General features: G+C 66.7%; 34 protein-coding genes. All 34 read left to right on the forward strand.

Translation table 11 applies throughout. The features are described 5' to 3' along the window. Positions 1-731 precede the first annotated feature (731 nt). The 34 genes from rpsJ (at position 732) to glmM (ending at position 21,063) form a co-directional block, all read left to right on the forward strand. Positions 732-1,040, forward strand: coding sequence for a 30S ribosomal protein S10 (gene rpsJ / locus QRN40_RS11275; protein WP_018191969.1), 309 nt, complete (start codon positions 732-734; stop codon positions 1,038-1,040). Between the two features lie 14 nt (positions 1,041-1,054). Further along, a complete protein-coding gene (rplC, locus tag QRN40_RS11280; RefSeq protein WP_285115732.1) occupies positions 1,055-1,714 on the forward strand; it encodes a 50S ribosomal protein L3 in 660 nt (219 codons plus the stop codon). Positions 1,715-1,718: 4 nt separating this feature from the next. Continuing rightward, on the forward strand, positions 1,719-2,369 hold the full coding sequence (rplD, locus tag QRN40_RS11285) for a 50S ribosomal protein L4 (protein WP_285115733.1): 651 nt from the start codon (positions 1,719-1,721) through the stop codon (positions 2,367-2,369). Next, on the forward strand, positions 2,369-2,668 hold the full coding sequence (rplW, locus tag QRN40_RS11290; RefSeq protein WP_285115734.1) for a 50S ribosomal protein L23: 300 nt from the start codon (positions 2,369-2,371) through the stop codon (positions 2,666-2,668). The genes rplD and rplW overlap by 1 nt, the downstream gene beginning before the upstream one ends. A 24-nt stretch (positions 2,669-2,692) precedes the next feature. After that, the gene (gene rplB, locus QRN40_RS11295) at positions 2,693-3,532 is read left to right on the forward strand and encodes a 50S ribosomal protein L2 (RefSeq protein ID WP_285115735.1); all 840 of its coding nucleotides are present in this window, start codon (positions 2,693-2,695) and stop codon (positions 3,530-3,532) included. 12 nt (positions 3,533-3,544) lie between these two features. After that, positions 3,545-3,826: a 30S ribosomal protein S19 gene (rpsS, locus tag QRN40_RS11300; RefSeq protein WP_018191964.1), complete on the forward strand. Its 282-nt coding sequence runs from the start codon at positions 3,545-3,547 to the stop codon at positions 3,824-3,826. Positions 3,827-3,851: 25 nt separating this feature from the next. After that, positions 3,852-4,244, forward strand: a complete 393-nt coding sequence (gene rplV / locus QRN40_RS11305; protein WP_285115736.1) for a 50S ribosomal protein L22 — start codon at positions 3,852-3,854, stop codon at positions 4,242-4,244. Next, positions 4,244-5,011 (forward strand): 30S ribosomal protein S3, encoded by a 768-nt coding sequence (gene rpsC / locus QRN40_RS11310; protein ID WP_285115738.1) that lies wholly within the window; start codon positions 4,244-4,246, stop codon positions 5,009-5,011. Before rplV ends, rpsC begins: the two co-directional genes overlap by 1 nt. A 2-nt stretch (positions 5,012-5,013) precedes the next feature. Then, positions 5,014-5,433: a 50S ribosomal protein L16 gene (rplP, locus tag QRN40_RS11315; protein ID WP_018191961.1), complete on the forward strand. Its 420-nt coding sequence runs from the start codon at positions 5,014-5,016 to the stop codon at positions 5,431-5,433. Beyond that, positions 5,433-5,765: a 50S ribosomal protein L29 gene (gene rpmC, locus QRN40_RS11320; protein ID WP_285115739.1), complete on the forward strand. Its 333-nt coding sequence runs from the start codon at positions 5,433-5,435 to the stop codon at positions 5,763-5,765. Before rplP ends, rpmC begins: the two co-directional genes overlap by 1 nt. Beyond that, complete coding sequence (rpsQ, locus tag QRN40_RS11325; RefSeq protein ID WP_285115740.1) at positions 5,765-6,070, forward strand: 30S ribosomal protein S17; 306 nt, start codon at positions 5,765-5,767, stop codon at positions 6,068-6,070. The genes rpmC and rpsQ overlap by 1 nt, the downstream gene beginning before the upstream one ends. Then, the gene (rplN, locus tag QRN40_RS11330; RefSeq protein WP_021759574.1) at positions 6,067-6,435 is read left to right on the forward strand and encodes a 50S ribosomal protein L14; all 369 of its coding nucleotides are present in this window, start codon (positions 6,067-6,069) and stop codon (positions 6,433-6,435) included. The genes rpsQ and rplN overlap by 4 nt, the downstream gene beginning before the upstream one ends. A gap of 3 nt (positions 6,436-6,438) precedes the next feature. Next, the gene (gene rplX, locus QRN40_RS11335; RefSeq protein ID WP_285115741.1) at positions 6,439-6,798 is read left to right on the forward strand and encodes a 50S ribosomal protein L24; all 360 of its coding nucleotides are present in this window, start codon (positions 6,439-6,441) and stop codon (positions 6,796-6,798) included. Beyond that, the gene (rplE, locus tag QRN40_RS11340; protein WP_285115742.1) at positions 6,798-7,385 is read left to right on the forward strand and encodes a 50S ribosomal protein L5; all 588 of its coding nucleotides are present in this window, start codon (positions 6,798-6,800) and stop codon (positions 7,383-7,385) included. The genes rplX and rplE overlap by 1 nt, the downstream gene beginning before the upstream one ends. Positions 7,386-7,483: 98 nt before the next feature. Next, a complete protein-coding gene (rpsH, locus tag QRN40_RS11345) occupies positions 7,484-7,882 on the forward strand; it encodes a 30S ribosomal protein S8 (protein ID WP_285115743.1) in 399 nt (132 codons plus the stop codon). Positions 7,883-7,888: 6 nt separating this feature from the next. Beyond that, the gene (gene rplF, locus QRN40_RS11350; RefSeq protein ID WP_285115744.1) at positions 7,889-8,425 is read left to right on the forward strand and encodes a 50S ribosomal protein L6; all 537 of its coding nucleotides are present in this window, start codon (positions 7,889-7,891) and stop codon (positions 8,423-8,425) included. 2 nt (positions 8,426-8,427) lie between these two features. Continuing rightward, a complete protein-coding gene (gene rplR / locus QRN40_RS11355) occupies positions 8,428-8,799 on the forward strand; it encodes a 50S ribosomal protein L18 (protein WP_285115746.1) in 372 nt (123 codons plus the stop codon). Beyond that, the gene (gene rpsE / locus QRN40_RS11360; protein ID WP_018191952.1) at positions 8,796-9,509 is read left to right on the forward strand and encodes a 30S ribosomal protein S5; all 714 of its coding nucleotides are present in this window, start codon (positions 8,796-8,798) and stop codon (positions 9,507-9,509) included. Before rplR ends, rpsE begins: the two co-directional genes overlap by 4 nt. Further along, on the forward strand, positions 9,509-9,694 hold the full coding sequence (gene rpmD, locus QRN40_RS11365; protein ID WP_064109770.1) for a 50S ribosomal protein L30: 186 nt from the start codon (positions 9,509-9,511) through the stop codon (positions 9,692-9,694). Before rpsE ends, rpmD begins: the two co-directional genes overlap by 1 nt. Further along, positions 9,694-10,377 (forward strand): 50S ribosomal protein L15, encoded by a 684-nt coding sequence (gene rplO, locus QRN40_RS11370; protein ID WP_285115747.1) that lies wholly within the window; start codon positions 9,694-9,696, stop codon positions 10,375-10,377. Before rpmD ends, rplO begins: the two co-directional genes overlap by 1 nt. 75 nt (positions 10,378-10,452) lie before the next feature. After that, the gene (gene secY / locus QRN40_RS11375; protein ID WP_285115748.1) at positions 10,453-11,775 is read left to right on the forward strand and encodes a preprotein translocase subunit SecY; all 1,323 of its coding nucleotides are present in this window, start codon (positions 10,453-10,455) and stop codon (positions 11,773-11,775) included. Then, positions 11,772-12,386 carry an adenylate kinase gene (locus QRN40_RS11380; RefSeq protein ID WP_285115749.1) on the forward strand — a complete coding sequence of 205 codons (615 nt, stop codon included), beginning with the start codon at positions 11,772-11,774 and terminating at the stop codon, positions 12,384-12,386. The genes secY and QRN40_RS11380 overlap by 4 nt, the downstream gene beginning before the upstream one ends. Positions 12,387-12,401: 15 nt before the next feature. Next, positions 12,402-13,232, forward strand: a complete 831-nt coding sequence (gene map, locus QRN40_RS11385; RefSeq protein ID WP_285115750.1) for a type I methionyl aminopeptidase — start codon at positions 12,402-12,404, stop codon at positions 13,230-13,232. A gap of 172 nt (positions 13,233-13,404) precedes the next feature. After that, the gene (gene infA / locus QRN40_RS11390) at positions 13,405-13,626 is read left to right on the forward strand and encodes a translation initiation factor IF-1 (RefSeq protein ID WP_011186713.1); all 222 of its coding nucleotides are present in this window, start codon (positions 13,405-13,407) and stop codon (positions 13,624-13,626) included. Positions 13,627-13,706: 80 nt separating this feature from the next. Next, positions 13,707-13,820, forward strand: a complete 114-nt coding sequence (gene rpmJ, locus QRN40_RS11395) for a 50S ribosomal protein L36 (protein ID WP_018191946.1) — start codon at positions 13,707-13,709, stop codon at positions 13,818-13,820. A 140-nt stretch (positions 13,821-13,960) separates the two neighbouring features. Then, complete coding sequence (gene rpsM, locus QRN40_RS11400) at positions 13,961-14,335, forward strand: 30S ribosomal protein S13 (protein WP_285115754.1); 375 nt, start codon at positions 13,961-13,963, stop codon at positions 14,333-14,335. Positions 14,336-14,373: 38 nt separating this feature from the next. Next, positions 14,374-14,772, forward strand: coding sequence for a 30S ribosomal protein S11 (gene rpsK / locus QRN40_RS11405; protein ID WP_018191944.1), 399 nt, complete (start codon positions 14,374-14,376; stop codon positions 14,770-14,772). Positions 14,773-14,895: 123 nt separating this feature from the next. Beyond that, on the forward strand, positions 14,896-15,894 hold the full coding sequence (locus QRN40_RS11410) for a DNA-directed RNA polymerase subunit alpha (protein WP_018191943.1): 999 nt from the start codon (positions 14,896-14,898) through the stop codon (positions 15,892-15,894). A 54-nt stretch (positions 15,895-15,948) separates the two neighbouring features. After that, positions 15,949-16,521 (forward strand): 50S ribosomal protein L17, encoded by a 573-nt coding sequence (gene rplQ, locus QRN40_RS11415; RefSeq protein WP_285115756.1) that lies wholly within the window; start codon positions 15,949-15,951, stop codon positions 16,519-16,521. A gap of 84 nt (positions 16,522-16,605) precedes the next feature. After that, a complete protein-coding gene (locus QRN40_RS11420) occupies positions 16,606-17,640 on the forward strand; it encodes a GNAT family N-acetyltransferase (protein ID WP_285115757.1) in 1,035 nt (344 codons plus the stop codon). Continuing rightward, entirely contained in the window at positions 17,630-18,499 is an 870-nt protein-coding gene (truA, locus tag QRN40_RS11425; RefSeq protein WP_285115758.1) for a tRNA pseudouridine(38-40) synthase TruA, read from the forward strand. The genes QRN40_RS11420 and truA overlap by 11 nt, the downstream gene beginning before the upstream one ends. Before the next feature lie 175 nt (positions 18,500-18,674). Further along, positions 18,675-19,121: a 50S ribosomal protein L13 gene (gene rplM / locus QRN40_RS11430; RefSeq protein ID WP_285115759.1), complete on the forward strand. Its 447-nt coding sequence runs from the start codon at positions 18,675-18,677 to the stop codon at positions 19,119-19,121. Positions 19,122-19,176: 55 nt separating this feature from the next. Beyond that, entirely contained in the window at positions 19,177-19,674 is a 498-nt protein-coding gene (gene rpsI / locus QRN40_RS11435; RefSeq protein WP_285115760.1) for a 30S ribosomal protein S9, read from the forward strand. 27 nt (positions 19,675-19,701) lie between these two features. Then, entirely contained in the window at positions 19,702-21,063 is a 1,362-nt protein-coding gene (glmM, locus tag QRN40_RS11440; protein WP_285115761.1) for a phosphoglucosamine mutase, read from the forward strand. Positions 21,064-21,082 lie beyond the last annotated feature (19 nt).

Here is a 21,082-nt window from a genome sequence, read left to right on the forward strand (position 1 = left end):
GGCCTCGCAAACCAGCACACGCCGCTGACAGATTCTCGCAACGGAAGTTCGGGGACCGCCTAGCGGTCGTGCAACATTCAGCTGAGTGGCGGCGCGAGGCGCCACTCGAGCGGGGTCGGCACAGCCGGCCCCGCTCCTCTGTCTCCGGGCTCCGCGACGGTCAGAGGGTGATGACCCTCCGCGGATCGAGGTCGTACTCGAGCTCGATGCCCGACGTCAGACGCACGATGAGTGTGCACGAATCGATCTGAGGCGAGCCCCCGTCCTCTTCGTCTCGCATCCCCTGCTCCTCCCCCTGGCATGACTGCAGCTGGTGACGAACGTGCAAGCTCATGGTGCCGCACCGACCGGGGTGGTGGCACTAGCGGATTCCCTGCGCGACACGCCCGGGTTGCAGCATCGCTCCCGATCTGGCAAACTTGTCTAGTTCAACATTTCGGAACGAGTACGCCTACGTGTGCTTCGACCGGATCACTGCCAGGCAGTGCATAGCCCACCGCACGGGTCCACAGCGAGATCGGCGGGTCGAGGTTAGGCCGCAGGCAGCAGGACACGCTCAATTCGACCACCTCAGAAGCCAGGGGCTATCCCTGTGCCTCCGGGAGGCCTGGCCGAGAGAGTTGACAGAAGAATAGTGGCGTTCCCCACGCGTACGTCGCACCGCGTCCAATGCGAAGAACAGCTCGAGAGAGCCGTCTCGTACGACGCCATAACAAGAGAGAGAGTCAGACATGGCGGGACAGAAGATCCGCATTCGGCTTAAGTCGTATGACCACGAGGTCATCGACACCTCGGCGCGCAAGATCGTCGACACGGTGACCCGTGCAGGCGCGACCGTCGTCGGCCCGGTGCCGCTTCCCACCGAGAAGAACGTGGTGGTCGTCATCCGTTCTCCCCACAAGTACAAGGACAGCCGCGAGCACTTCGAGATGCGCACGCACAAGCGGCTGATCGACATCATCGACCCGACGCCGAAGGCCGTCGACTCGCTCATGCGTCTCGACCTGCCCGCCGACGTCAACATCGAGATCAAGCTCTAAGGGGGAGTGCCAGCATGTCCAACATCGAGACCAAGACTTCGCGCGGCCTCCTCGGCAAGAAGCTCGGAATGACCCAGGTCTGGGACGAGAACAACAAGCTCATCCCCGTGACCGTCATCGAGATCACGCCGAACGTCGTGACCCAGGTCCGCACCCCCGAAGCCGACGGCTACAACGCCGTCCAGATCGCTTACGGCCAGATCGACCCGCGCAAGGTCAACAAGCCGTCCGCCGGTCACTTCGACAAGGCGGGCGTGACGCCTCGTCGCCACCTCACCGAGGTCCGCACCGCCGACGCCGGCGAGTACGCGGCCGGCCAGGAACTCACCGTCGACGCGACCTTCGAGGCCGGCCAGCTGGTCGACGTCGTGGGCACGTCGAAGGGTAAGGGCTTCGCCGGTGTGATGAAGCGCCACAACTTCCAGGGCGTCTCCGCTTCGCACGGTGCGCACCGCAACCACCGCAAGCCGGGTTCCATCGGCGCCTCCTCGACCCCGAGCCGTGTCTTCAAGGGCATGCGCATGGCCGGTCGCATGGGAGGCGAGCGCGTCACCGTCCTCAACCTCAAGGTTCAGGCCGTCGACGCCGAGAAGGGCCTGCTGCTGGTCAAGGGTGCCGTTCCCGGTGCTCGTGGCCGCATCGTTTTCGTCCGCAACGCAGTGAAGGGGGCCTGAGTAAATGGCTACCTCGATTGACGTCGTCGACCTCAAGGGCAAGAAGGCCGGCTCCATCGAGCTTCCCGAGGCCCTGTTCGACGCACAGACCAACATCCCGCTGATCCACCAGGTCGTGACGGCCCAGCTCGCTGCGGCGCGCCAGGGCACGCACAAGACCAAGGGTCGTGGCGAGGTCTCCGGCGCCGGCCGCAAGCCGTTCAAGCAGAAGGGAACCGGTCGCGCTCGTCAGGGCTCGATCCGCGCCCCCCAGATGACCGGTGGTGGCATCGTCCACGGCCCGACGCCGCGCAGCTACGCGCAGCGCACCCCGAAGAAGATGATCGCCGCTGCTCTGCTCGGCGCTCTCTCGGACCGCGCACGCGGCTCCCGCATCCACGCCGTCCAGGCCTTCACCTCCGGTGACGCGCCCTCGACCAAGGCCGTCGTCGAGCTGCTCAGCGGCATCGCGACCTCGAAGCACGTCCTCGTCGTGCTCGAGCGCGACGACGAGCTGGCCTTCAAGAGCGTCCGCAACGTACCGACGGTGCACGTGCTCACCCAGGACCAGCTGAACGCGTACGACGTCCTGGTGAGCGACGACATCGTCTTCTCGCAGGCCGCCCTCGAGGCGTTCATCGCAAGCAAGAGCAACAAGGAAGAGGTGAACGCGTAATGGCCGCCGTCAACAAGGACCCGCGCGACATCATCATCGCCCCGGTCGTGTCCGAGAAGAGCTACGGCCTGATCGACGAGGGCAAGTACACCTTCGTCGTCGACACGCGCTCGAACAAGACCGAGATCAAGCTCGCGATCGAGTCGATCTTCAAGGTCGAGGTCGCGTCGGTGAACACCCTCAACCGTCAGGGCAAGACCCGCCGCACCCGCTTCGGCACCGGCAAGCGCAAGGACACCAAGCGCGCCATCGTCACGCTGAAGTCCGGTTCCATCGACATCTTCACGGCCGTCGGCTGAGCGAAGGACTAGAGGAAGACAGACATGGCTATTCGTAATTACAAGCCCACGACCCCCGGTCGTCGCGGCTCCTCGGTCGCCGACTTCGCCGAGATCACCCGCTCGACGCCGGAGAAGTCCCTTCTCCGTCCGCTGTCGAAGACCGGTGGCCGCAACAACCAGGGCCGCATCACGACCCGTCACATCGGTGGTGGCCACAAGCGCCAGTACCGCGTGATCGACTTCCGTCGCAACGACAAGGACGGCGTCAACGCCAAGGTCGCGCACATCGAGTACGACCCCAACCGCACGGCGCGCATCGCGCTCCTGCACTTCGTCGACGGCACCAAGCGCTACATCCTGGCTCCGGCCGGACTGAAGCAGGGGGACGTCGTCGAGTCGGGTGCCGGCTCGGACATCAAGCCCGGCAACAACCTGCCGCTGCGCAACATCCCGACCGGTACCGTCGTGCACGCGATCGAGCTGAAGCCGGGCGGCGGCGCCAAGATGGCCCGCTCCGCCGGTGCTTCGGTCCGTCTCGTCGCGAAGGACGGCCCCTACGCCCAGCTGCGCCTCCCCTCGGGCGAGGTCCGCAACGTCGACGCGCGCTGCCGCGCGACCGTCGGCGAGGTCGGCAACGCCGAGCAGTCGAACATCAACTGGGGCAAGGCCGGCCGCATGCGCTGGAAGGGCGTCCGCCCGACCGTCCGCGGTGTCGCGATGAACCCGATCGACCACCCGCACGGTGGTGGTGAGGGCAAGACCTCCGGTGGACGCCACCCGGTCAGCCCGTGGGGTCAGAAGGAAGGCCGTACGCGCCACCCCAACAAGGAAAGCGACAAGCTCATCGTCCGCCGTCGTAACGCCGGCAAGAAGCGCAAGTAGGAGTTCGAGAAGATGCCACGCAGTCTCAAGAAGGGCCCCTTCGTCGACGAGCACCTGTTTCGCAAGGTGGTCGCCGCGAACGAGGCCAACAGCAAGAACGTGATCAAGACCTGGTCGCGCCGCTCGATGATCGTCCCCGCCATGCTGGGTCACACCATCGCGGTGCACGACGGTCGCAAGCACATCCCGGTGTTCGTCACCGAGACCATGGTCGGTCACAAGCTCGGCGAGTTCGCGCCGACGCGCACCTTCCGTGGACACGTGAAGGACGACAAGAAGGGTCGCCGCCGCTGACCGCGGTGGCGTAAGGAGGAGAAAAATGGTGGAGTCGATCGCCCGAGTGCGACACATCCGCGTTACCCCCATGAAGGCCCGCCGCGTCGTCAACCTGATCCGCGGCAAGCAGGCTCAGGAGGCCCTGGCCATCCTGAAGTTCGCCCCCCAGAGCGCGAGCGAGCCGGTTTACAAGCTCGTCGCCTCGGCCATCGCCAACGCGCGGGTCAAGGCCGACCAGAGCAACACCTACCTGGACGAGCAGGACCTGTACGTGAGCCGCGCCTTCGTGGACGAGGGGACCACCCTCAAGCGGTTCCAGCCGCGTGCACAGGGCCGGGCCTTCCGCATCAACAAGCGCACCAGCCACATCACGATCGTCCTCGCGACGCCGGATGAGGCAGAGGCCGCCCCCGTCAGCAAGAAGGCGAGCAAGTAATGGGTCAGAAAGTCAATCCGTACGGCTTCCGTCTGGGCATCACCACCGACCACGTGTCGCGGTGGTTCTCGGACAGCACGAAGCCGGGTCAGCGTTACAGCGACTACCTCGCTGAGGACGTCAAGATCCGTCGTCTGCTTCAGACGTCGCTCGACCGCGCGGGCGTGTCCCGCATCGAGATCGAGCGCACCCGTGACCGCGTCCGCGTCGACATCCACACCGCCCGCCCGGGCATCGTGATCGGTCGTCGTGGCGCCGAGGCCGAGCGCATCCGCTCCGACCTCGAGAAGCTCACGGGCAAGCAGATCCAGCTGAACATCCTCGAGGTCAAGAACCCCGAGGCCGACGCCCAGCTCGTCGCACAGGGCATCGCCGAGCAGCTCTCCGCCCGCGTGGCCTTCCGCCGCGCGATGCGCAAGGGTCTGCAGGGCGCGCAGCGTGCCGGCGCCAAGGGTGTCCGCATCCAGGTGTCCGGCCGTCTCGGCGGCGCCGAGATGAGCCGCTCCGAGTTCTACCGCGAGGGTCGTGTGCCGCTGCACACGCTCCGCGCCAACATCGACTACGGCTTCTACGAGGCCAAGACCACCTTCGGTCGCATCGGTGTCAAGGTGTGGATCTACAAGGGCGACATCACGAACAAGGAACTGGCTCGCGAGCAGGCCAACCAGAAGCCGTCTCGCGACCGCAACGACCGTCCGCGCCGTGGTGGCCGGGGCAACGCCCCCGAGACCGCGAACGCGCCGGCCGCAGCAGGAGTTGAGGCATAACCATGTTGATCCCACGCAGAGTCAAGCACCGCAAGCAGCACCACCCCGGCCGTAGCGGCCAGGCGACCGGTGGCACGAAGGTCTCCTTCGGCGAGTTCGGCATCCAGGCCTTGACGCCCGCTTACGTGACCAACCGTCAGATCGAGTCCGCTCGTATCGCCATGACGCGTCACATCAAGCGTGGCGGCAAGGTGTGGATCAACATCTACCCCGACCGTCCGCTCACGAAGAAGCCTGCCGAGACCCGCATGGGTTCCGGTAAGGGTTCGCCGGAGTGGTGGGTCGCCAACGTCAAGCCGGGTCGCGTCCTCTTCGAGGTCTCCGGAGTCTCCGAGCAGCTCGCTCGCGAGGCCATGACCCGTGCAATCCACAAGCTGCCCCTCAAGGCACGCATCATCAAGCGCGAGGAGGGCGACGCGTAATGGCGATCGGATCCAAGGAGCTTGCCTCGAGCGAGCTCGACACTTTCGAAGACGAGCGTCTCGTCGACGAGCTGAAGAAGGCCAAGGAAGAGCTGTTCAACCTGCGCTTCCAGTCGGCCACCGGCCAGCTCGAGAGCCACGGCCGCCTGCGCGCCGTGAAGCGCGACATCGCTCGTATCTACACCGTGATCCGCGAGCGTGAGCTCGGGATCCGGCCGACCCCGGTTGCGACCGAGGCTGCGCCGGCCAAGGAGAAGAAGACCCGTGCCAAGAAGGCGGCCCCGGCCGCCGAGGCAGCCGAGGTCGACACCACGAATGAGGAGGCCAAGTAATGGCTGAGACCACCAAGGCCACGGCCGCGGAGTCGGCGGCCGACGAGGCCCTCGTCCGCGGGTACCGCAAGGCCCGTCGCGGTTACGTCGTCAGCGACAAGATGGACAAGACCATCGTCGTCGAGGTCGAGGACCGCGTGAAGCACCCCCTGTACGGCAAGGTCCTCCGCCGCACCTCCAAGGTGAAGGCGCACGACGAGAACAACGCCGCCGGCATCGGCGACCTCGTTCTCATCAACGAGACCCGTCCCCTGAGCGCCAGCAAGCGCTGGCGCCTGGTTGAGATTCTGGAGAAGGCCAAGTGATCCAGCAGGAATCCCGACTCAAGGTCGCCGACAACACCGGCGCCAAGGAGCTCCTCACGATCCGCGTGCTCGGTGGCTCCAGCCGTCGCTATGCAGGCCTCGGCGACGTCATCGTCGCCACGGTCAAGGACGCGATCCCGGGTGGGAACGTCAAGAAGGGCGACGTCGTCAAGGCGGTCGTCGTGCGTGTTCGCAAGAACACCCGCCGCCCGGACGGCTCCTACATCAAGTTCGACGAGAACGCCGCTGTCATCCTGAAGAACGACGGTGACCCCCGCGGCACTCGTATCTTCGGACCGGTCGGCCGCGAGCTCCGCGACAAGAAGTTCATGAAGATCATCTCGCTCGCACCGGAGGTGCTGTAACCCATGGCGAACATCAAGAAGGGCGACCTGGTCCAGGTCATCTCGGGCCGCTCGCAGGCCCGCGGTGGTGACCGTGGCAAGCAGGGTCGCGTGATCGAGGTTCTCGTCGAGAAGAACCGCGTCATCGTCGAGGGCGTCAACTTCGTGACCAAGCACGTGCGCGTCGGCCAGACGCAGCGTGGCACGAAGACCGGCGGCATCGAGACCCACGAGGCCTCGATCCACGTCTCCAACGTGGCCCTGGTCGATCCCGAGACCAAGAAGCCGACGCGCGTCGGCTTCCGTACCGAGAGTGTCACGAAGGACGGCGTCACCAAGACGGTCCGCGTTCGTTACGCCAAGAAGTCTGGTAAGGACCTGTAATGACCGACACTGCAACCGCTGCTGGCAAAATCCAGCCGCGCCTGAAGCAGAAGTACAAGAACGAGATCTCCCAGCAGCTCCAGGGAGACTTCGGCTTCACGAACGTGCACCAGGTGCCCGGTCTCGTGAAGATCGTGGTCAACATGGGTGTCGGCGAGGCGGCCCGCGACGGCAAGGTGATGGATGGTGCGGTCAACGACCTCACCCTGATCACCGGCCAGAAGCCGCAGGTCACCAAGGCCCGCAAGTCCATCGCGCAGTTCAAGCTGCGCGAGGGTCAGCCGATCGGCGCGCACGTCACGCTGCGCGGCGACCGGATGTGGGAGTTCCTCGACCGCCTGCTGTCGCTCGCCCTGCCCCGAATCCGCGACTTCCGCGGCCTCTCGGACAAGCAGTTCGACGGCAACGGCAACTACACGTTCGGTCTCACGGAGCAGTCGATGTTCCACGAGATCAACCAGGACCGCATCGACCGCGTCCGCGGAATGGACATCACTGTGGTGACCACCGCGAAGAACGACGAAGAGGGCCGCGCGCTGCTCAAACAGCTCGGCTTCCCCTTCCGTTCCAACGACGCGGCCAACTAGGCCCACCCGCGGGCCGGCCAACCGGCCGGCCCGCCTCCACCACAGGTCGTCAGTCGTGTAACGGCTGAACGAAACCTGGTGAACGAAGGAAAACCGCAATGACCATGACAGATCCGGTCGCAGACATGCTGACCAGACTGCGCAACGCGAACTCGGCTCACCACGACACCGTGTCGATGCCGCACTCGAAGCTCAAGGCCCACATCGCCGAGATCCTCACCAACGAGGGTTACATCGCCGGGTGGGACGTCGCCGACGCACGCGTCGGGAAGACGCTGACCCTGCAGCTCAAGTTCGGTCCGAACCGCGAGCGTTCCATCGCCGGTATCAAGCGCGTGTCGAAGCCCGGCCTTCGCGTCTACGCGAAGTCCACGGAGCTCCCCAAGGTGCTCGGCGGGCTCGGCGTCGCCATCCTGTCCACCTCCTCCGGTCTGCTCACGGACCGTCAGGCTGAGAAGAAGGGCGTGGGTGGGGAAGTCCTCGCCTACGTGTGGTAACCCGCCATGTCGCGTATTGGAAGACTGCCCATCGACGTCCCCACCGGAGTCGATGTGAGGATCGACGGCCAGGCCGTCACCGTCAAGGGCCCGAAGGGTGAGCTCAGCCTCACCGTCGCGAACCCGATCGAGGTCAAGCTCGAGGACAACCAGGTGCTCGTGACCCGTCCGGACGACGAGCGCGCCTCGCGTTCGCTGCACGGCCTCACCCGCACCCTCATCAACAACCAGATCATCGGCGTGACCCAGGGCTACACCAAGGGCCTCGAGATCGTCGGAACCGGTTACCGCGTCGCCCAGAAGGGTGCGGCCATCGAGTTCGCGCTCGGCTTCTCGCACCCGGTCACCGTCGAGCCGCCTGCCGGCATCACGTTCACGGTCGAGGGCAACAACCGCGTCACCGTGGCCGGAATCGACAAGCAGGCCGTCGGTGAGGTCGCCGCGAACATCCGCAAGATCCGCAAGCCCGAGCCGTACAAGGGCAAGGGTGTGCGTTACGCCGGCGAGGTCGTTCGTCGCAAGGCCGGAAAGGCTGGTAAGTAATCATGGCTCTGGGTACCAGAGGAAAGAGCAAGGCGGCCGCTCGCGACCGCCGTCACACCCGCCTTCGCAAGAAGATCGAGGGCACCGCGGTTCGCCCGCGCCTGGTCGTCACCCGCTCGGCCCGCCACGTCTTCGTGCAGGTCGTCGACGACGCGCAGGGTCACACGCTGGCCTCCGCGTCGACCATGGAAGCGGACCTGCGCACCTTCGAGGGTGACAAGACCGCCAAGGCCCGCAAGGTCGGAGAGCTCGTCGCCGAGCGCGCGAAGAGCGCCGGTGTCGAGGCCGTCGTGTTCGACCGCGGAGGCAGCAAGTACGCCGGCCGCGTCGCCGCTGTCGCCGAGGGCGCTCGAGAGGGCGGACTGAACCTGTGAGCGACGAGAACAACAAGGAGCAGACCGTGGCCGATCAGGTAACGGACAGCGCGCAGCCGGTCGAGACGGCTGCGGGCACCGACAACAACACGCGGAGCGAGCGCGAGCCGCGCCGCGGTGGCCGCGAGCGCAACCCCAACCGCGACCGTGGCAGCCGTGACGCCGACAAGAGCCAGTTCCTGGAGCGCGTCGTCACCATCAACCGCGTCTCCAAGGTCGTGAAGGGTGGTCGTCGCTTCAGCTTCACCGCTCTCGTGGTCGTCGGCGACGGCAACGGTCTGGTGGGCGTCGGCTACGGCAAGGCCCGCGAGGTGCCGCTGGCGATCTCGAAGGGCGTCGAGGAGGCGAAGAAGAACTTCTTCCGCGTCCCGCGCGTCGGCAACACCATCCCGCACCCCGTGCAGGGTGAGGCCGCTGCCGGTGTGGTCCTCCTGCGTCCGGCCGCTGCCGGTACCGGTGTTATCGCCGGTGGCCCGGTCCGCGCCGTGCTCGAGTGCGCCGGGATCCACGACGTCCTCAGCAAGTCGCTCGGCTCGTCGAACACGATCAACATCGTGCACGCGACCGTCGAGGCGCTGAAGCAGCTCGAGGAGCCCCGCGCCGTCGCCGCACGTCGTGGCCTCGACTACGACCAGGTGGCTCCGGCTCGCCTGCTTCGCACCGAGGCAGCGCTGGCTGAGGCCGCCGCGACCGCGAAGGCAGGTGCCTGATGGCTGCGCGTCTGAAGATCACGCAGATCAAGTCGAAAGTGAGCGAGAAGCAGAACCAGCGCGACACGCTTCGCAGTCTGGGTCTGAAGCGCATCGGTGACGTCGTCGTCCGCGAGGACAACCCGCAGAACCGCGGGTACGTGAACACCGTCGCCCACCTGGTGAAGGTCGAGGAGATTGACTAATGGCTGAAGACAAGGCCACCACAGAGGCCGCTGAGAAGCCGGCCAAGAAGCCCGCGACCAAGGCCGCGAGCACGAAGGCCGCCGACAAGGCGACCACCGAGAAGACGAGCACCGCGAAGAAGGCTCCGGCCAAGAAGGCAACGGCTTCGGCCGACGCCGACAAGGTCGCCGCCTCCAAGAACGACACCGTGGCCGCAAAGGCGTCCGCGAAGTCGTCGGCCAAGAAGGACGTCGCGGAGCCCCGCGAGCAGGTCCTGAAGGTGCACCACCTCCGCCCCGCCGCGGGTGCCAAGAAGGACAAGACCCGCGTCGGACGCGGTGAGGGTTCGAAGGGTAAGACGGCCGGCCGTGGTACCAAGGGAACCAAGGCGCGCTACCAGGTGCGCCCGGGCTTCCAGGGTGGTCAGCTTCCGCTGCACATGCGTGCGCCGAAGCTGCGCGGCTTCAAGAACCCGTTCCGGGTCGAGTACCAGGTCGTGAACCTGGAGAAGCTCGCCGAGCTGTACCCGTCCGGCGGTGACGTCACCGTCGCCGACCTCGTGTCCAAGGGCGCCGTTCGCAAGAACGAGAAGGTCAAGGTTCTCGGCAACGGGGACATTGCGGTTAAGCTGAACGTTGCGGTCGACAAGGTCTCCGGCTCTGCCGAGCAGAAGATCGTCGCCGCAGGTGGCTCCGTCAAGTAGCCACCCGCGAGCAGCCACGTCGGGTGGCCGGGCGACCGGCCACCCGACTGACTCTTAGGAAAGCAGGACGCAGCATTGTTTAGCGCCGTTGGGCGGATCTTCCGCACCCCGGATCTTCGCCGGAAGATCTTCTTCACGCTGGGCATCATCGCCCTGTTCCGGCTGGGGTCCTTCATCCCGGCGCCGTTCGTCGACTTCGGCAACGTACAGACCTGTCTGAACGCCAACCAGGACACGTCCGGCCTGTATTCGCTGGTGAACCTGTTCTCCGGCGGTGCTCTCCTCAAACTCTCGATCTTCGCGCTCGGCATCATGCCGTACATCACCGCGTCGATCATCGTGCAGCTGCTGCGCGTGGTCATCCCGCGCTTCGAGACCCTCTACAAGGAGGGCCAGGCCGGTCAGGCCAAGCTCACGCAGTACACGCGCTACCTCACCATCGCGCTGGGCGTCCTCCAGTCGACGACCCTCATCACCGTCGCCCGCAGCGGCGCACTCTTCGGCACCACCGCCGTCTCGCAGTGCACGCAGCTGATCACGGACGACTCCTGGTACGCGATCATGCTCATGGTCATCACCATGACCGCCGGCACCGGCCTCATCATGTGGATGGGCGAGCTCGTCACCGAGCGCGGCATCGGCAACGGCATGTCGCTCCTCATCTTCACCTCGATCGCCGCGCAGTTCCCGACCTCCCTCTGGGCCGTCGGCCAGTCGCAGGGCATCGAGATCCTCCTGGTCGTGATCGCGATCGGACTGCTCATCGTCATGGGCGTCGTGTTCGTCGAGCAATCGCAGCGGCGCATCCCCGTGCAGTACGCCAAGCGGATGGTGGGACGCCGGACCTACGGCGGTAACAACACCTACATCCCGATCAAGGTCAACATGGCCGGCGTCGTGCCCGTCATCTTCGCCTCGTCGCTGCTGTACCTGCCGGCCCTGATCGCACAGTTCAACCAGCCGGCAGCGGGCAAGGCCCCGGCGCCGTGGGTCACCTGGATCACGAACTACCTGACCAAGGGCGACCACCCGCTCTACATGCTGCTGTACTTCCTCCTGATCGTGGGCTTCACGTACTTCTACGTGGCGATCACCTTCAACCCGGAGGAGGTCGCAGACAACATGAAGAAGTACGGCGGCTTCATCCCCGGCATCCGTGCGGGCCGTCCGACGGCCGAGTACCTCGACTACGTGCTCACGCGGGTGACCCTGCCCGGTTCGTTCTATCTGGGCATCATCGCGCTGATCCCCTTGATCGCTTTCGCGTTGATCGGCGCCAGTCAGAACTTCATGTTCGGCGGTACGTCCATCCTGATCATCGTCGGTGTCGGTCTGGAGACGGTCAAGCAGATCGACTCCCAGCTCCAGCAGCGGCATTACGAAGGGCTTCTGCGTTGACCCGAATGCTGATCGTCGGTCCCCCCGGAGCGGGCAAGGGCACTCAGGCCGCCCGGATCACCTCCACCTACGGGATCCCCGACATCTCCACGGGTGACATCTTCCGGGCCAACATCAAGAACGAGACGCCGCTCGGCACCCAGGTCAAGGCGATCGTCGATGCCGGCGACTACGTCCCGGACAGCCTCACCAACCAGCTCGTGGCTGACCGCCTCGACGAGGACGACGCCAAGAACGGCTTCCTCCTCGACGGCTATCCGCGCACGCTGGCTCAGGTCGACTACCTCGACGAGCTCCTGGCAGGCAAGGGGCAGGCGCTGGATGCGGTCATCCAGTTGACGGCCGACCAGGACGAGATCGTGCAGCGGCTGAGCAAGCGCGCCCACGAGCAGGGTCGCGCGGACGACTCGGAAGAGGCGATCCGGCACCGTCAGCAGGTTTACGTGCGCGAGACCTCGCCTCTCATCGACGTGTACCGCGAGCGCGGGCTCCTCGTCCCGGTCGACGGACTCGGCGGCATGGACGAGGTCGCCGAGCGCATCACGGCCGCTCTGAGCGAGCGCGGGATCCACCCCGTCGCCGGCGCCTCCGCCGACGAATCCGTCGCGTAGCGGCACGCTCAACCGATGAAGTTGAAGAGGTCGATCTACAAGTCGCCCGCCCAGCTGCGTGACATGGTCGCGCCCGGTCGGGCGACCGCCGCATCCCTGGAGGCAGTGGCGGCCGCCGTGGCTCCCGGCATCTCGACCCTCGAGCTCGACGGCATCGCCGAGCGGGCGATCATCGAGGCGGGTGGCTCCTCCAACTTCAAGCTGGAGGCCGGCTACCACCACACGATCTGCTCGTCGGTGAACGACGAGGTCGTGCACGGCATCCCCGGGGCGCGCATCCTCGAGCCCGGAGACATCCTCTCCGTCGACAGCGGCGCCATCCTGAACGGCTGGAACGGCGACGCGGCGCGGACGTTCGTCCTCCCGGACCCCGCACGCCCGCAGGAGGTCGCCGAGCGGCAGCGTCTGTCCGACGTGACCGAGCAGTCGCTGTGGCGCGGCGTCGCGACCCTGGCGTCCGCGCGATACCTCAACGAGGTCGGCGAGGCCATCGAGGACTACATCCTGGCGCAGGGCGACTACGGCATCCTGACCGACTACATCGGTCACGGAATCGGCCGCCGGATGCACGAAGAGCCGCCGGTCTTCAACTACCGCGTCCGCGCGAAGGGGCCCGAGGTGCGCCCCGGCCTCGTCGTGGCGATCGAGCCGATGGTGGTGCGCGGTGCGCAGGAGACCTACGTGAAGGACGACGGCTGGACCGTCGCCACCGAAGACGGATCAGCAGCGGCGCACTGGGAGCACAGCGTTGCCGTGCACGCGGACGGCATCTGGGTGCTGACCGCGCAGGATGGCGGAGCCGCCGGCCTCGCCCGGTTCGGCGTGACGCCCGTCCCCATCGCGTGATGGTGCGGACGGCGGCGGCGTTCGCTCAGGGCGACGGAGGATCATACACTCCGATTGGCGAAGTCGCGCCCTTTCCCATAAGATAGATCCTTGGTGTCTTAGGCGCGTTCTCACGTGTCTTCCGCCAGTAACGCACGACCAGCAAACCACGACTTTTAGCGACAGTGAGGCTATGGCCAAAAAAGACGGTGTCATCGAGATCGAAGGATCCGTGATCGAGGCTCTTCCCAATGCGATGTTCCGCGTTGAGTTGACCAACGGTCACAAGGTTCTTGCCCACATCTCCGGCAAGATGCGCCAGCACTACATCCGCATCCTCCCCGAGGACCGCGTGATCGTCGAGCTGAGCCCTTACGATCTGACCCGCGGCCGGATCGTCTACCGCTACAAGTAAAGGTCTGCTGTAAGTAACGGCCACGCCATGGGTTGCCCCCGGCGAGGTACGAGGACAGCGAACAAAGGTAAAGAAACATCATGAAGGTGAACCCCTCCGTCAAGAGGATCTGCGACAAGTGCAAGGTCATCCGTCGCAACGGCCGGGTCATGGTCATCTGCGAGAACCCGCGCCACAAGCAGCGCCAGGGCTGATCGCCGAGAACGTATAACCGAATAACAGAAGGCAATCCCAGATCCCGCTCCCTTACACAGGAGGGCGGGGGACACCCTCGGAGGAGGCCGGGGCACCGGGATTGCTGCAGACCTCCACTCATCACAGGAGAAGCCAACACATGGCACGTCTAGCAGGCGTCGACATCCCGCGCGAAAAGCGCGTGGAGGTCGCACTCACCTACATCTACGGCGTCGGGCGCACCCGTGCGCTGCAGACCCTGCGCGAGACCGGTATTTCCGGCGACATCCGCGTCAAGGACCTGACCGACGAGCAGCTGGTCGCACTGCGCGACTTCATCGAAGGAAACTTCAAGGTCGAGGGTGACCTCCGCCGCGAGGTCGCGGCCGACATCCGCCGCAAGGTTGAGATCGGCAGCTACGAGGGTATCCGCCACCGCAAGGGCCTCCCGGTCCGCGGACAGCGCACCAAGACGAACGCTCGTACCCGCAAGGGCCCGAAGCGCACCGTGGCCGGCAAGAAGAAGGCGCGCTAAGGCCCGCGGCCCCACGCTCTTAGGATTCAGGAGAAGAAATGGCAGCACCCAAGTCGGCCGCACGCAAGCCGCGCAAGAAAGAAAAGAAGAACATCGCTGTGGGCCAGGCCCACATCAAGAGCACCTTCAACAACACCATCGTCTCGATCACCGACACCACCGGTGCGGTCATCAGCTGGGCTTCGTCCGGCGGCGTCGGTTTCAAGGGCTCCCGCAAGTCGACCCCGTTCGCGGCGCAGCTCGCCGCCGAATCGGCTGCTCGTCAGGCGCAGGAGCACGGGATGAAGAAGGTCGACGTCTTCGTCAAGGGCCCGGGTTCGGGCCGCGAGACGGCGATCCGCTCGCTTCAGGCCGCCGGCCTCGAGGTGGGTTCGATCAACGACGTCACCCCGCAGGCGCACAACGGTTGCCGCCCGCCCAAGCGCCGTCGCGTCTAAGCAGTTCTCTTCACGTCCGCCGCAGGCGGCGGTCCTCCCGGGCCGCCGCCTGACGGCGTGACGATCCCCACCCCATCAGAAGCGAATGTCATATAGCGGACATTCAGCCGAAAGGAATCAATAGTGCTCATTGCACAGCGTCCTACGCTCACCGAAGAGAACATCTCCGAGTTCCGCTCGCGGTTCGTCATCGAGCCGCTGGAGCCCGGCTTCGGATACACCCTCGGCAACTCCCTGCGCCGCACCCTGCTCTCCTCCATCCCCGGCGCCGCGGTCACCAGCATCCGCATCGACGGCGTGCTGCACGAGTTCAGCACCGTCCCGGGTGTCAAGGAGGACGTCACCGAGATCATCCTGAACATCAAGGGTCTGGTCGTCTCCAGCGAGCACGACGAGCCGATCACCGCCTACCTCCGCAAGACGGGCGCCGGCCAGGTCACCGCCGCGGACATCTCGGCTCCGGCGGGTGTGGAGATCCACAACCCCGAGCTGGTCATCGCAACCCTCAACGACAAGGCGAAGTTCGAGGTCGAGCTGACCATCGAGCGCGGCCGCGGCTACGTGTCGGCCCAGCAGAACCGCAACGAGTACAGCGAGGCGGGCCAGATCCCGATCGACTCGATCTACTCGCCGGTGCTCAAGGTCACCTACCGCGTCGAGGCCACCCGTGCCGGCGAGCGCACCGACTTCGACCGCCTGGTGGTCGACGTCGAGACCAAGCCCGCGATCAGCCCGCGCGACGCCATCGCTTCGGCCGGCCGCACGCTGGTCGAGCTGTTCGGTCTGGCTCGCGAGCTCAACAGCGCAGCCGAGGGCATCGAGATCGGCCCCGCGCCGGTCGACGCCGTCCTCAGCTCCGAGCTGTCGATGCCGATCGAGGACCTCGACCTGTCGGTCCGCTCGTACAACTGCCTCAAGCGCGAGGGCATCAACACCGTGAGCGAGCTCGTCTCGCTGTCGGAGACGCAGCTCATGAACATCCGCAACTTCGGTCAGAAGTCGGTGGATGAGGTCAAGGACAAGCTGACGGAGATGGGCCTGTCGCTGAAGGACTCGGTTCCCGGGTTCGACGGCGCCCACTTCTACAGCGGCTACGACGAGGACGAGTCCACCACCATCTGAGGCCCGTCGCCTCGACTGACGCCATCTGGCTTTCAACACTGGAGATAACCGATCATGCCTAAGCCCACCAAGGGCCCCCGCCTCGGGGGCGGCCCGGCGCACGAGCGCCTGATGCTCGCCAACCTGGCCGCTGCGCTCTTCACCCACAAGAGCATCAAGACCACCGAGACCAAGGCCAAGCGCCTGCGTCCCGTGGCCGAGCGTCTGATCACGTTCGCGAAGCGCGGCGACCTGCACGCCCGCCGTCGCGTCCTCGCCGTGATTCAGGACAAGACCGTGGTTCACGAGCTCTTCACCCAGATCGCTCCGCTGGTCGCCGAGCGTGAGGGCGGCTACACCCGCATCACCAAGCTCGGCTTCCGCAAGGGCGACAACGCGCCGATGGCGCAGATCGAGCTCGTGCTCGAGCCGGTCACCCCGAAGGTGAAGTCCACCAAGACCTCCGCCGCCCCCAAGGCTGCGCCGGTCGAGGAGACCAGCACCGAGGAGACCGCGGTCAAGGAGACCCCGGCCGAGGAGACCAGCGCCGAGACCGCCGCTGCTGAGGCCGAGGTCGCCGAGGACGCGACCGCTGACGCCGACGCCGCCGGTGAGACCGACGCCGAGACCGAGGCGGAGAAGGCGTAACACCCTTCCTTCCCACGCTAGAAGGCCCCGCATCGAACGGATGCGGGGCCTTCTGCGTTCCCGCCTTCTTCTAGGGTGGAAGGCATGAGTTCGCCCGACGCCGTTCCCCTGCCGCCGCTGAGCGCCCGTGTGTCACGGCCGGCCCTGCACCGACCACAGCACCCGGAGATCGCGGAATGGCGTCCGGTGACGCCAGACGACGCGGCCGCGGTGCACGAGGTGTACCGCGCCATCGCGGTCCAGGACCACCCGAACTACGTGACGACGCGCGAAGAGGTCGACGAGGAGCTCGGCTTCAGCTTCATCGACCTCGAGACGGACTCCCTGCTCGCCGTCACCGCGGACGGCCGCGTCGCCGCGGTCGGGATCGTGATGGAGCCGCCGCGGCAGGAGACGCTGGTGCGGGAGTTCATGAACGGCGGTGTGCATCCCGAGTTCCGCCGGCGCGGCATCGGACGGGAGCTGCTCGCCTGGCAACGCACGCGCGGGGAGCAGAAGCTCTCCGGTTCGGAGAAGCAGGTCCCCGGGTGGCTGGTGGGATACGCCGACGACCGCGCACCGGACCGTGCGCGCCTCCTCCTCGCCGGTGGATTCGAGGTCGCCCGTTACTTCCGCACGATGGAGCGGGACCTTGGGGACCCCATCCCCGAGGTCGTCCCGACCATGGACGTGGAGATCGTCTCGTACACGGCCGATCACGCCGAGGCGGTGCACGCGGCGCGCGACGACGCGTTCCGCGACCACTGGGGAAGCCAGCCGCTCAGCGACGAGCAGTTCGCGGGGCTGGTCTCCGGGGTGTTCGTGCCGGAGCTCTCCTTCATCGCCCTCGCCGGGGACAAGGTGGCCGGCGTCCTGCTGACGGATGTCAATGAGGACGACTGGCCCGGGCAGGGCTTCACAGGAGCGTATGTCTCGACGGTGGCCGTGACGCGGCCGTTCCGTGGACGACGCATCGCACCGACACTGCTGAGGGCGGTGCTGGAGGCGTGCGCCGCGCGTGGCTGGGACAAGGTGGTGCTCGACGTCGACGCCGAGAACCCGACCGGCGCCCTGGGGCTGTACACAGGCATGGGGTTCGTCTCCACGCAGGCGGAGACGGGGCTGGTCCGTGTCTACTGAGCCGTCTCGCCGCTATCGGCTCGACATCGCGTATCAGGGAACCGACTTCAACGGATGGGGTCGGCAGCCCGACCAGCGAACGGTCCAGGGGACACTGGAAGATGCGCTCGCGACGATCTTCCGGCGCGCGGGCGACCCGCCGCTCCTGACCGTCGCCGGGCGGACGGATGCGGGGGTGCACGCCGTGGGTCAGGTGGCCCACGTCGACCTCAGTCCGGCGCAGGAGGCGGTGCTGCGGAAGCCGCACGGCAAGCGTCCGCCGCTGTCCGCGGAGGAGGCGCTGGGCCGACGGCTGAACGGCATCCTGGGTCCGGTGTCCGATGTGGTGGTGCTCTCCGCATCCATCGCACCGGAGGGGTTCGACGCGCGCTTCTCGGCATTGTGGCGGCACTACGAGTACCGCGTAGCGGACCGCACGTCTCTCCGGGACCCGCTGCAGCGGCACCGGACCGCATGGGTCTCGTCGGACCTCGACGAGGTGTCCATGGACATGGGTGCCCACGGCCTTCTGGGGCTGCACGACTTCGCCAGTTACTGCAAGGCTCGCGAGGGCGCGACGACCATCCGCACGCTGCAGTCCTTCTCCTGGCGGCGAGAGCCGCACGGCGTGCTGATCGCCGACCTGACCGCGGACGCCTTCTGCCACAGCATGGTCCGCGCGCTGGTGGGCGCGTGTGTCGAGGTGGGGGAGGGCAAGCTCGGCCCCGGCGACCTGGTGTCCCTGCGGGACGAGAAGCAGCGGACCAGCGCCTTCAAGGTGATGCCGGCGCGCGGATTGACGCTGCTGGAGGTCGGTTACCCCGAAGGTGCGGAGCTGGCACTGCGCGCCGAGCGGACGCGGGCGCTGCGGGAGCTGTAGCCGGTTTGACCGGGCGTAGCCCTCTCGCGTACGATTGATCTTTGGTGTCCGCCGACTGCGGCGGAACATGCGAACGTGAGCCCTCCACCGGCCCGGTTCGGTCCCCTCGGGACGCGAACCCCCACGGAGCGGGATTCACGAACACCTCCGTTCGAGACAGAAAGCAGCCACTACTGTGACGCGCACCTATTCCCCGAAGGCGAACGAGATCCAGCGCGACTGGGTCATCATCGACGCGACCGACGTCGTGCTCGGCCGCCTCGCCAGCCACACCGCCGCCCTCCTGCGCGGCAAGCACAAGCCGACCTTCGCCCCGCACATGGACTCCGGTGACTTCGTCATCATCGTCAACGCGGACAAGGTCGCCCTGACCGGCCAGAAGGCCCTGCAGAAGAAGGCGTACCGCCACTCGGGTTACCCGGGCGGCCTCAAGGCCACCACGTACGCGGAGCTCCTCGAGAAGAACCCGGCTCGCGCCGTCGAGAAGGCTGTCCGCGGGATGCTGCCGAAGAACTCCATCGGCCGCGCCCAGCTCCGCAAGCTGAAGGTCTACACCGGAAGCGAGCACCCGCACGCCGCCCAGCAGCCGAAGCCGTACACGCTCGGCCAGGTCGCCCAGTAATCGCACCGGCGACGAAGACCTTCACGACTTAAAGAGACAAAGGATTATCACCACCGTGGCGAAGATCGCAGACAGCATCGAGTCGGCCCAGGCCGACAACGTCGAGTCCTACTCGACCGAGACCCCGGCCTCTGAGGCCCCGGCCGCCCCGCGCGCCGTCCTCTCCGTTCCCGGCGCGGCCGTGGGCCGCCGCAAGGAGGCCATCGCGCGTGTGCGCCTGGTCCCGGGTTCCGGCACCATCACGGTCAACGGCCGTGAGTTCGCCGACTACTTCCCGAACAAGCTGCACCAGCAGCTCATCAACGACCCGTTCAAGGTGCTCGAGCTCCTCGGCTCCTACGACGTCGTCGCCCGTATCACCGGTGGTGGCCCCTCCGGCCAGGCGGGCGCCCTGCGTCTCGCCATCGCGCGCGCGCTCAACGAGATCGACCGCGAGAACAACCGCCCGACCCTGAAGAAGGCCGGCTTCCTCACCCGTGACGCCCGCGTCACCGAGCGCAAGAAGGCCGGTCTCAAGAAGGCCCGCAAGGCGTCGCAGTTCTCCAAGCGTTGACGCTCGCGAGCGTTTAGGCTTCGGTCCATGCCCCGTCTTTTCGGAACCGACGGCGTTCGTGGTCTCGCGAACGGCGGTCTCACCGCCGACCTGGCGCTCGGCCTTGCGCAGTCAGCTGCTGCTGTACTGACGCAAGGCCGAAGCGCCGAGGCGCGCCGCGCCGCCGGCAAGCGCCCGTCGGCCATCGTCGCCCGCGACCCCCGGGTCTCGGGCGAGTTCCTCTCCGCCGCCGTCGCGGCCGGGCTCGCCAGCTCGGGCATCGACGTGTACGACGCGGGAGTCATCCCCACGCCGGCAGCGGCCTTCCTGATCTCCGATTTCGACGCGGACTTCGGTGTGATGGTCTCCGCCTCGCACAACCCCGCGCCGGACAACGGGATCAAGATCTTCGCCCGCGGCGGGACGAAACTGCCCGACGTGGTCGAGGACCGCATCGAGCAGCACCTCGACCTCGAGAAGCTGACCCCGACCGGCGCCGACGTCGGCCGCATCCGTCGCTTCGCGGACGCCGAGGACCGCTATGTCCTCCACCTGCTCGCGAGCCTCCCGCACCGGCTCGACGGCATCCACGTGGTGCTCGACTGCGCGCACGGCGCTGCAGCGGGCGTCTCGCCCGAGGTGTTCACGGACGCCGGAGCGCGTGTGACCGTCATCGGTGACGCGCCCGACGGGATGAACATCAACGACGGTGTCGGATCGACGCACCTCGACAACCTCGCCAAGGCGGTGCTGGCCGCCGGCGCAGACGTCGGCATCGCCCACGACGGCGACGCGGACCGCTGCCTCGCGATCGACGCCGCCGGCAACATCGTCGACGGCGACCAGATCATGGCGATCCTCGCGGTCGGAATGAAGGAGCGCGGCAAGCTCCGCGACGACACACTCGTCGCCACCGTGATGAGCAACCTCGGGCTGAAGCTCGCGATGCGCGACAACGGCATCCGCGTCGTCGAGACCGCCGTCGGCGACCGCTACGTGCTCGAGGAGATGAACCAGAACGACTACTCGCTCGGAGGTGAGCAGTCGGGCCACGTCATCATGCGCGAGTTCGCCACCACCGGCGACGGCATCCTCACCGGGTTGCACCTGCTGAGCGAGATGGCGCGCACCGGGAAGACCTTGGCCGAACTCGCCAGCGTCATGACCGTGTACCCGCAGGTGATGGTCAACGTCAAGAACGTCGACCACCACGCCGTCCACACCGACGAGGAGCTCCGCACCGCGGTGGCGACCGCGGAGAGCGCCCTCGGCGACAGCGGCCGCGTGCTCCTGCGCCCTTCGGGCACCGAGCCCCTCGTCCGCGTCATGGTCGAGGCGGCGGACCAGGTCACCGCGGAGCGCCTCGCGAACGAGCTCGCGGATGTCGTCCGGGAGCGTCTGGCGCTCTGACGTCGCCCTTCGGCCTTCG

The sequence above is a fragment of the Leifsonia sp. fls2-241-R2A-40a genome (assembly GCF_030209575.1).
Lineage (GTDB): Bacteria > Actinomycetota > Actinomycetes > Actinomycetales > Microbacteriaceae > Leifsonia.

Coding starts and splice junctions, on each gene's coding strand:
- rpsJ (WP_018191969.1), top strand. CDS start 732: ATGGCGGGACAGAAGATCCGCATTCGGCTTAAGTCGTATGACCACGAG.
- rplC (WP_285115732.1), top strand. CDS start 1,055: ATGTCCAACATCGAGACCAAGACTTCGCGCGGCCTCCTCGGCAAGAAG.
- rplD (WP_285115733.1), top strand. CDS start 1,719: ATGGCTACCTCGATTGACGTCGTCGACCTCAAGGGCAAGAAGGCCGGC.
- rplW (WP_285115734.1), top strand. CDS start 2,369: ATGGCCGCCGTCAACAAGGACCCGCGCGACATCATCATCGCCCCGGTC.
- rplB (WP_285115735.1), top strand. CDS start 2,693: ATGGCTATTCGTAATTACAAGCCCACGACCCCCGGTCGTCGCGGCTCC.
- rpsS (WP_018191964.1), top strand. CDS start 3,545: ATGCCACGCAGTCTCAAGAAGGGCCCCTTCGTCGACGAGCACCTGTTT.
- rplV (WP_285115736.1), top strand. CDS start 3,852: ATGGTGGAGTCGATCGCCCGAGTGCGACACATCCGCGTTACCCCCATG.
- rpsC (WP_285115738.1), top strand. CDS start 4,244: ATGGGTCAGAAAGTCAATCCGTACGGCTTCCGTCTGGGCATCACCACC.
- rplP (WP_018191961.1), top strand. CDS start 5,014: ATGTTGATCCCACGCAGAGTCAAGCACCGCAAGCAGCACCACCCCGGC.
- rpmC (WP_285115739.1), top strand. CDS start 5,433: ATGGCGATCGGATCCAAGGAGCTTGCCTCGAGCGAGCTCGACACTTTC.
- rpsQ (WP_285115740.1), top strand. CDS start 5,765: ATGGCTGAGACCACCAAGGCCACGGCCGCGGAGTCGGCGGCCGACGAG.
- rplX (WP_285115741.1), top strand. CDS start 6,439: ATGGCGAACATCAAGAAGGGCGACCTGGTCCAGGTCATCTCGGGCCGC.
- rplE (WP_285115742.1), top strand. CDS start 6,798: ATGACCGACACTGCAACCGCTGCTGGCAAAATCCAGCCGCGCCTGAAG.
- rpsH (WP_285115743.1), top strand. CDS start 7,484: ATGACCATGACAGATCCGGTCGCAGACATGCTGACCAGACTGCGCAAC.
- rplF (WP_285115744.1), top strand. CDS start 7,889: ATGTCGCGTATTGGAAGACTGCCCATCGACGTCCCCACCGGAGTCGAT.
- rplR (WP_285115746.1), top strand. CDS start 8,428: ATGGCTCTGGGTACCAGAGGAAAGAGCAAGGCGGCCGCTCGCGACCGC.
- rpmD (WP_064109770.1), top strand. CDS start 9,509: ATGGCTGCGCGTCTGAAGATCACGCAGATCAAGTCGAAAGTGAGCGAG.
- rplO (WP_285115747.1), top strand. CDS start 9,694: ATGGCTGAAGACAAGGCCACCACAGAGGCCGCTGAGAAGCCGGCCAAG.
- map (WP_285115750.1), top strand. CDS start 12,402: ATGAAGTTGAAGAGGTCGATCTACAAGTCGCCCGCCCAGCTGCGTGAC.
- infA (WP_011186713.1), top strand. CDS start 13,405: ATGGCCAAAAAAGACGGTGTCATCGAGATCGAAGGATCCGTGATCGAG.
- rpmJ (WP_018191946.1), top strand. CDS start 13,707: ATGAAGGTGAACCCCTCCGTCAAGAGGATCTGCGACAAGTGCAAGGTC.
- rpsM (WP_285115754.1), top strand. CDS start 13,961: ATGGCACGTCTAGCAGGCGTCGACATCCCGCGCGAAAAGCGCGTGGAG.
- rpsK (WP_018191944.1), top strand. CDS start 14,374: ATGGCAGCACCCAAGTCGGCCGCACGCAAGCCGCGCAAGAAAGAAAAG.
- rplQ (WP_285115756.1), top strand. CDS start 15,949: ATGCCTAAGCCCACCAAGGGCCCCCGCCTCGGGGGCGGCCCGGCGCAC.
- QRN40_RS11420 (WP_285115757.1), top strand. CDS start 16,606: ATGAGTTCGCCCGACGCCGTTCCCCTGCCGCCGCTGAGCGCCCGTGTG.
- glmM (WP_285115761.1), top strand. CDS start 19,702: ATGCCCCGTCTTTTCGGAACCGACGGCGTTCGTGGTCTCGCGAACGGC.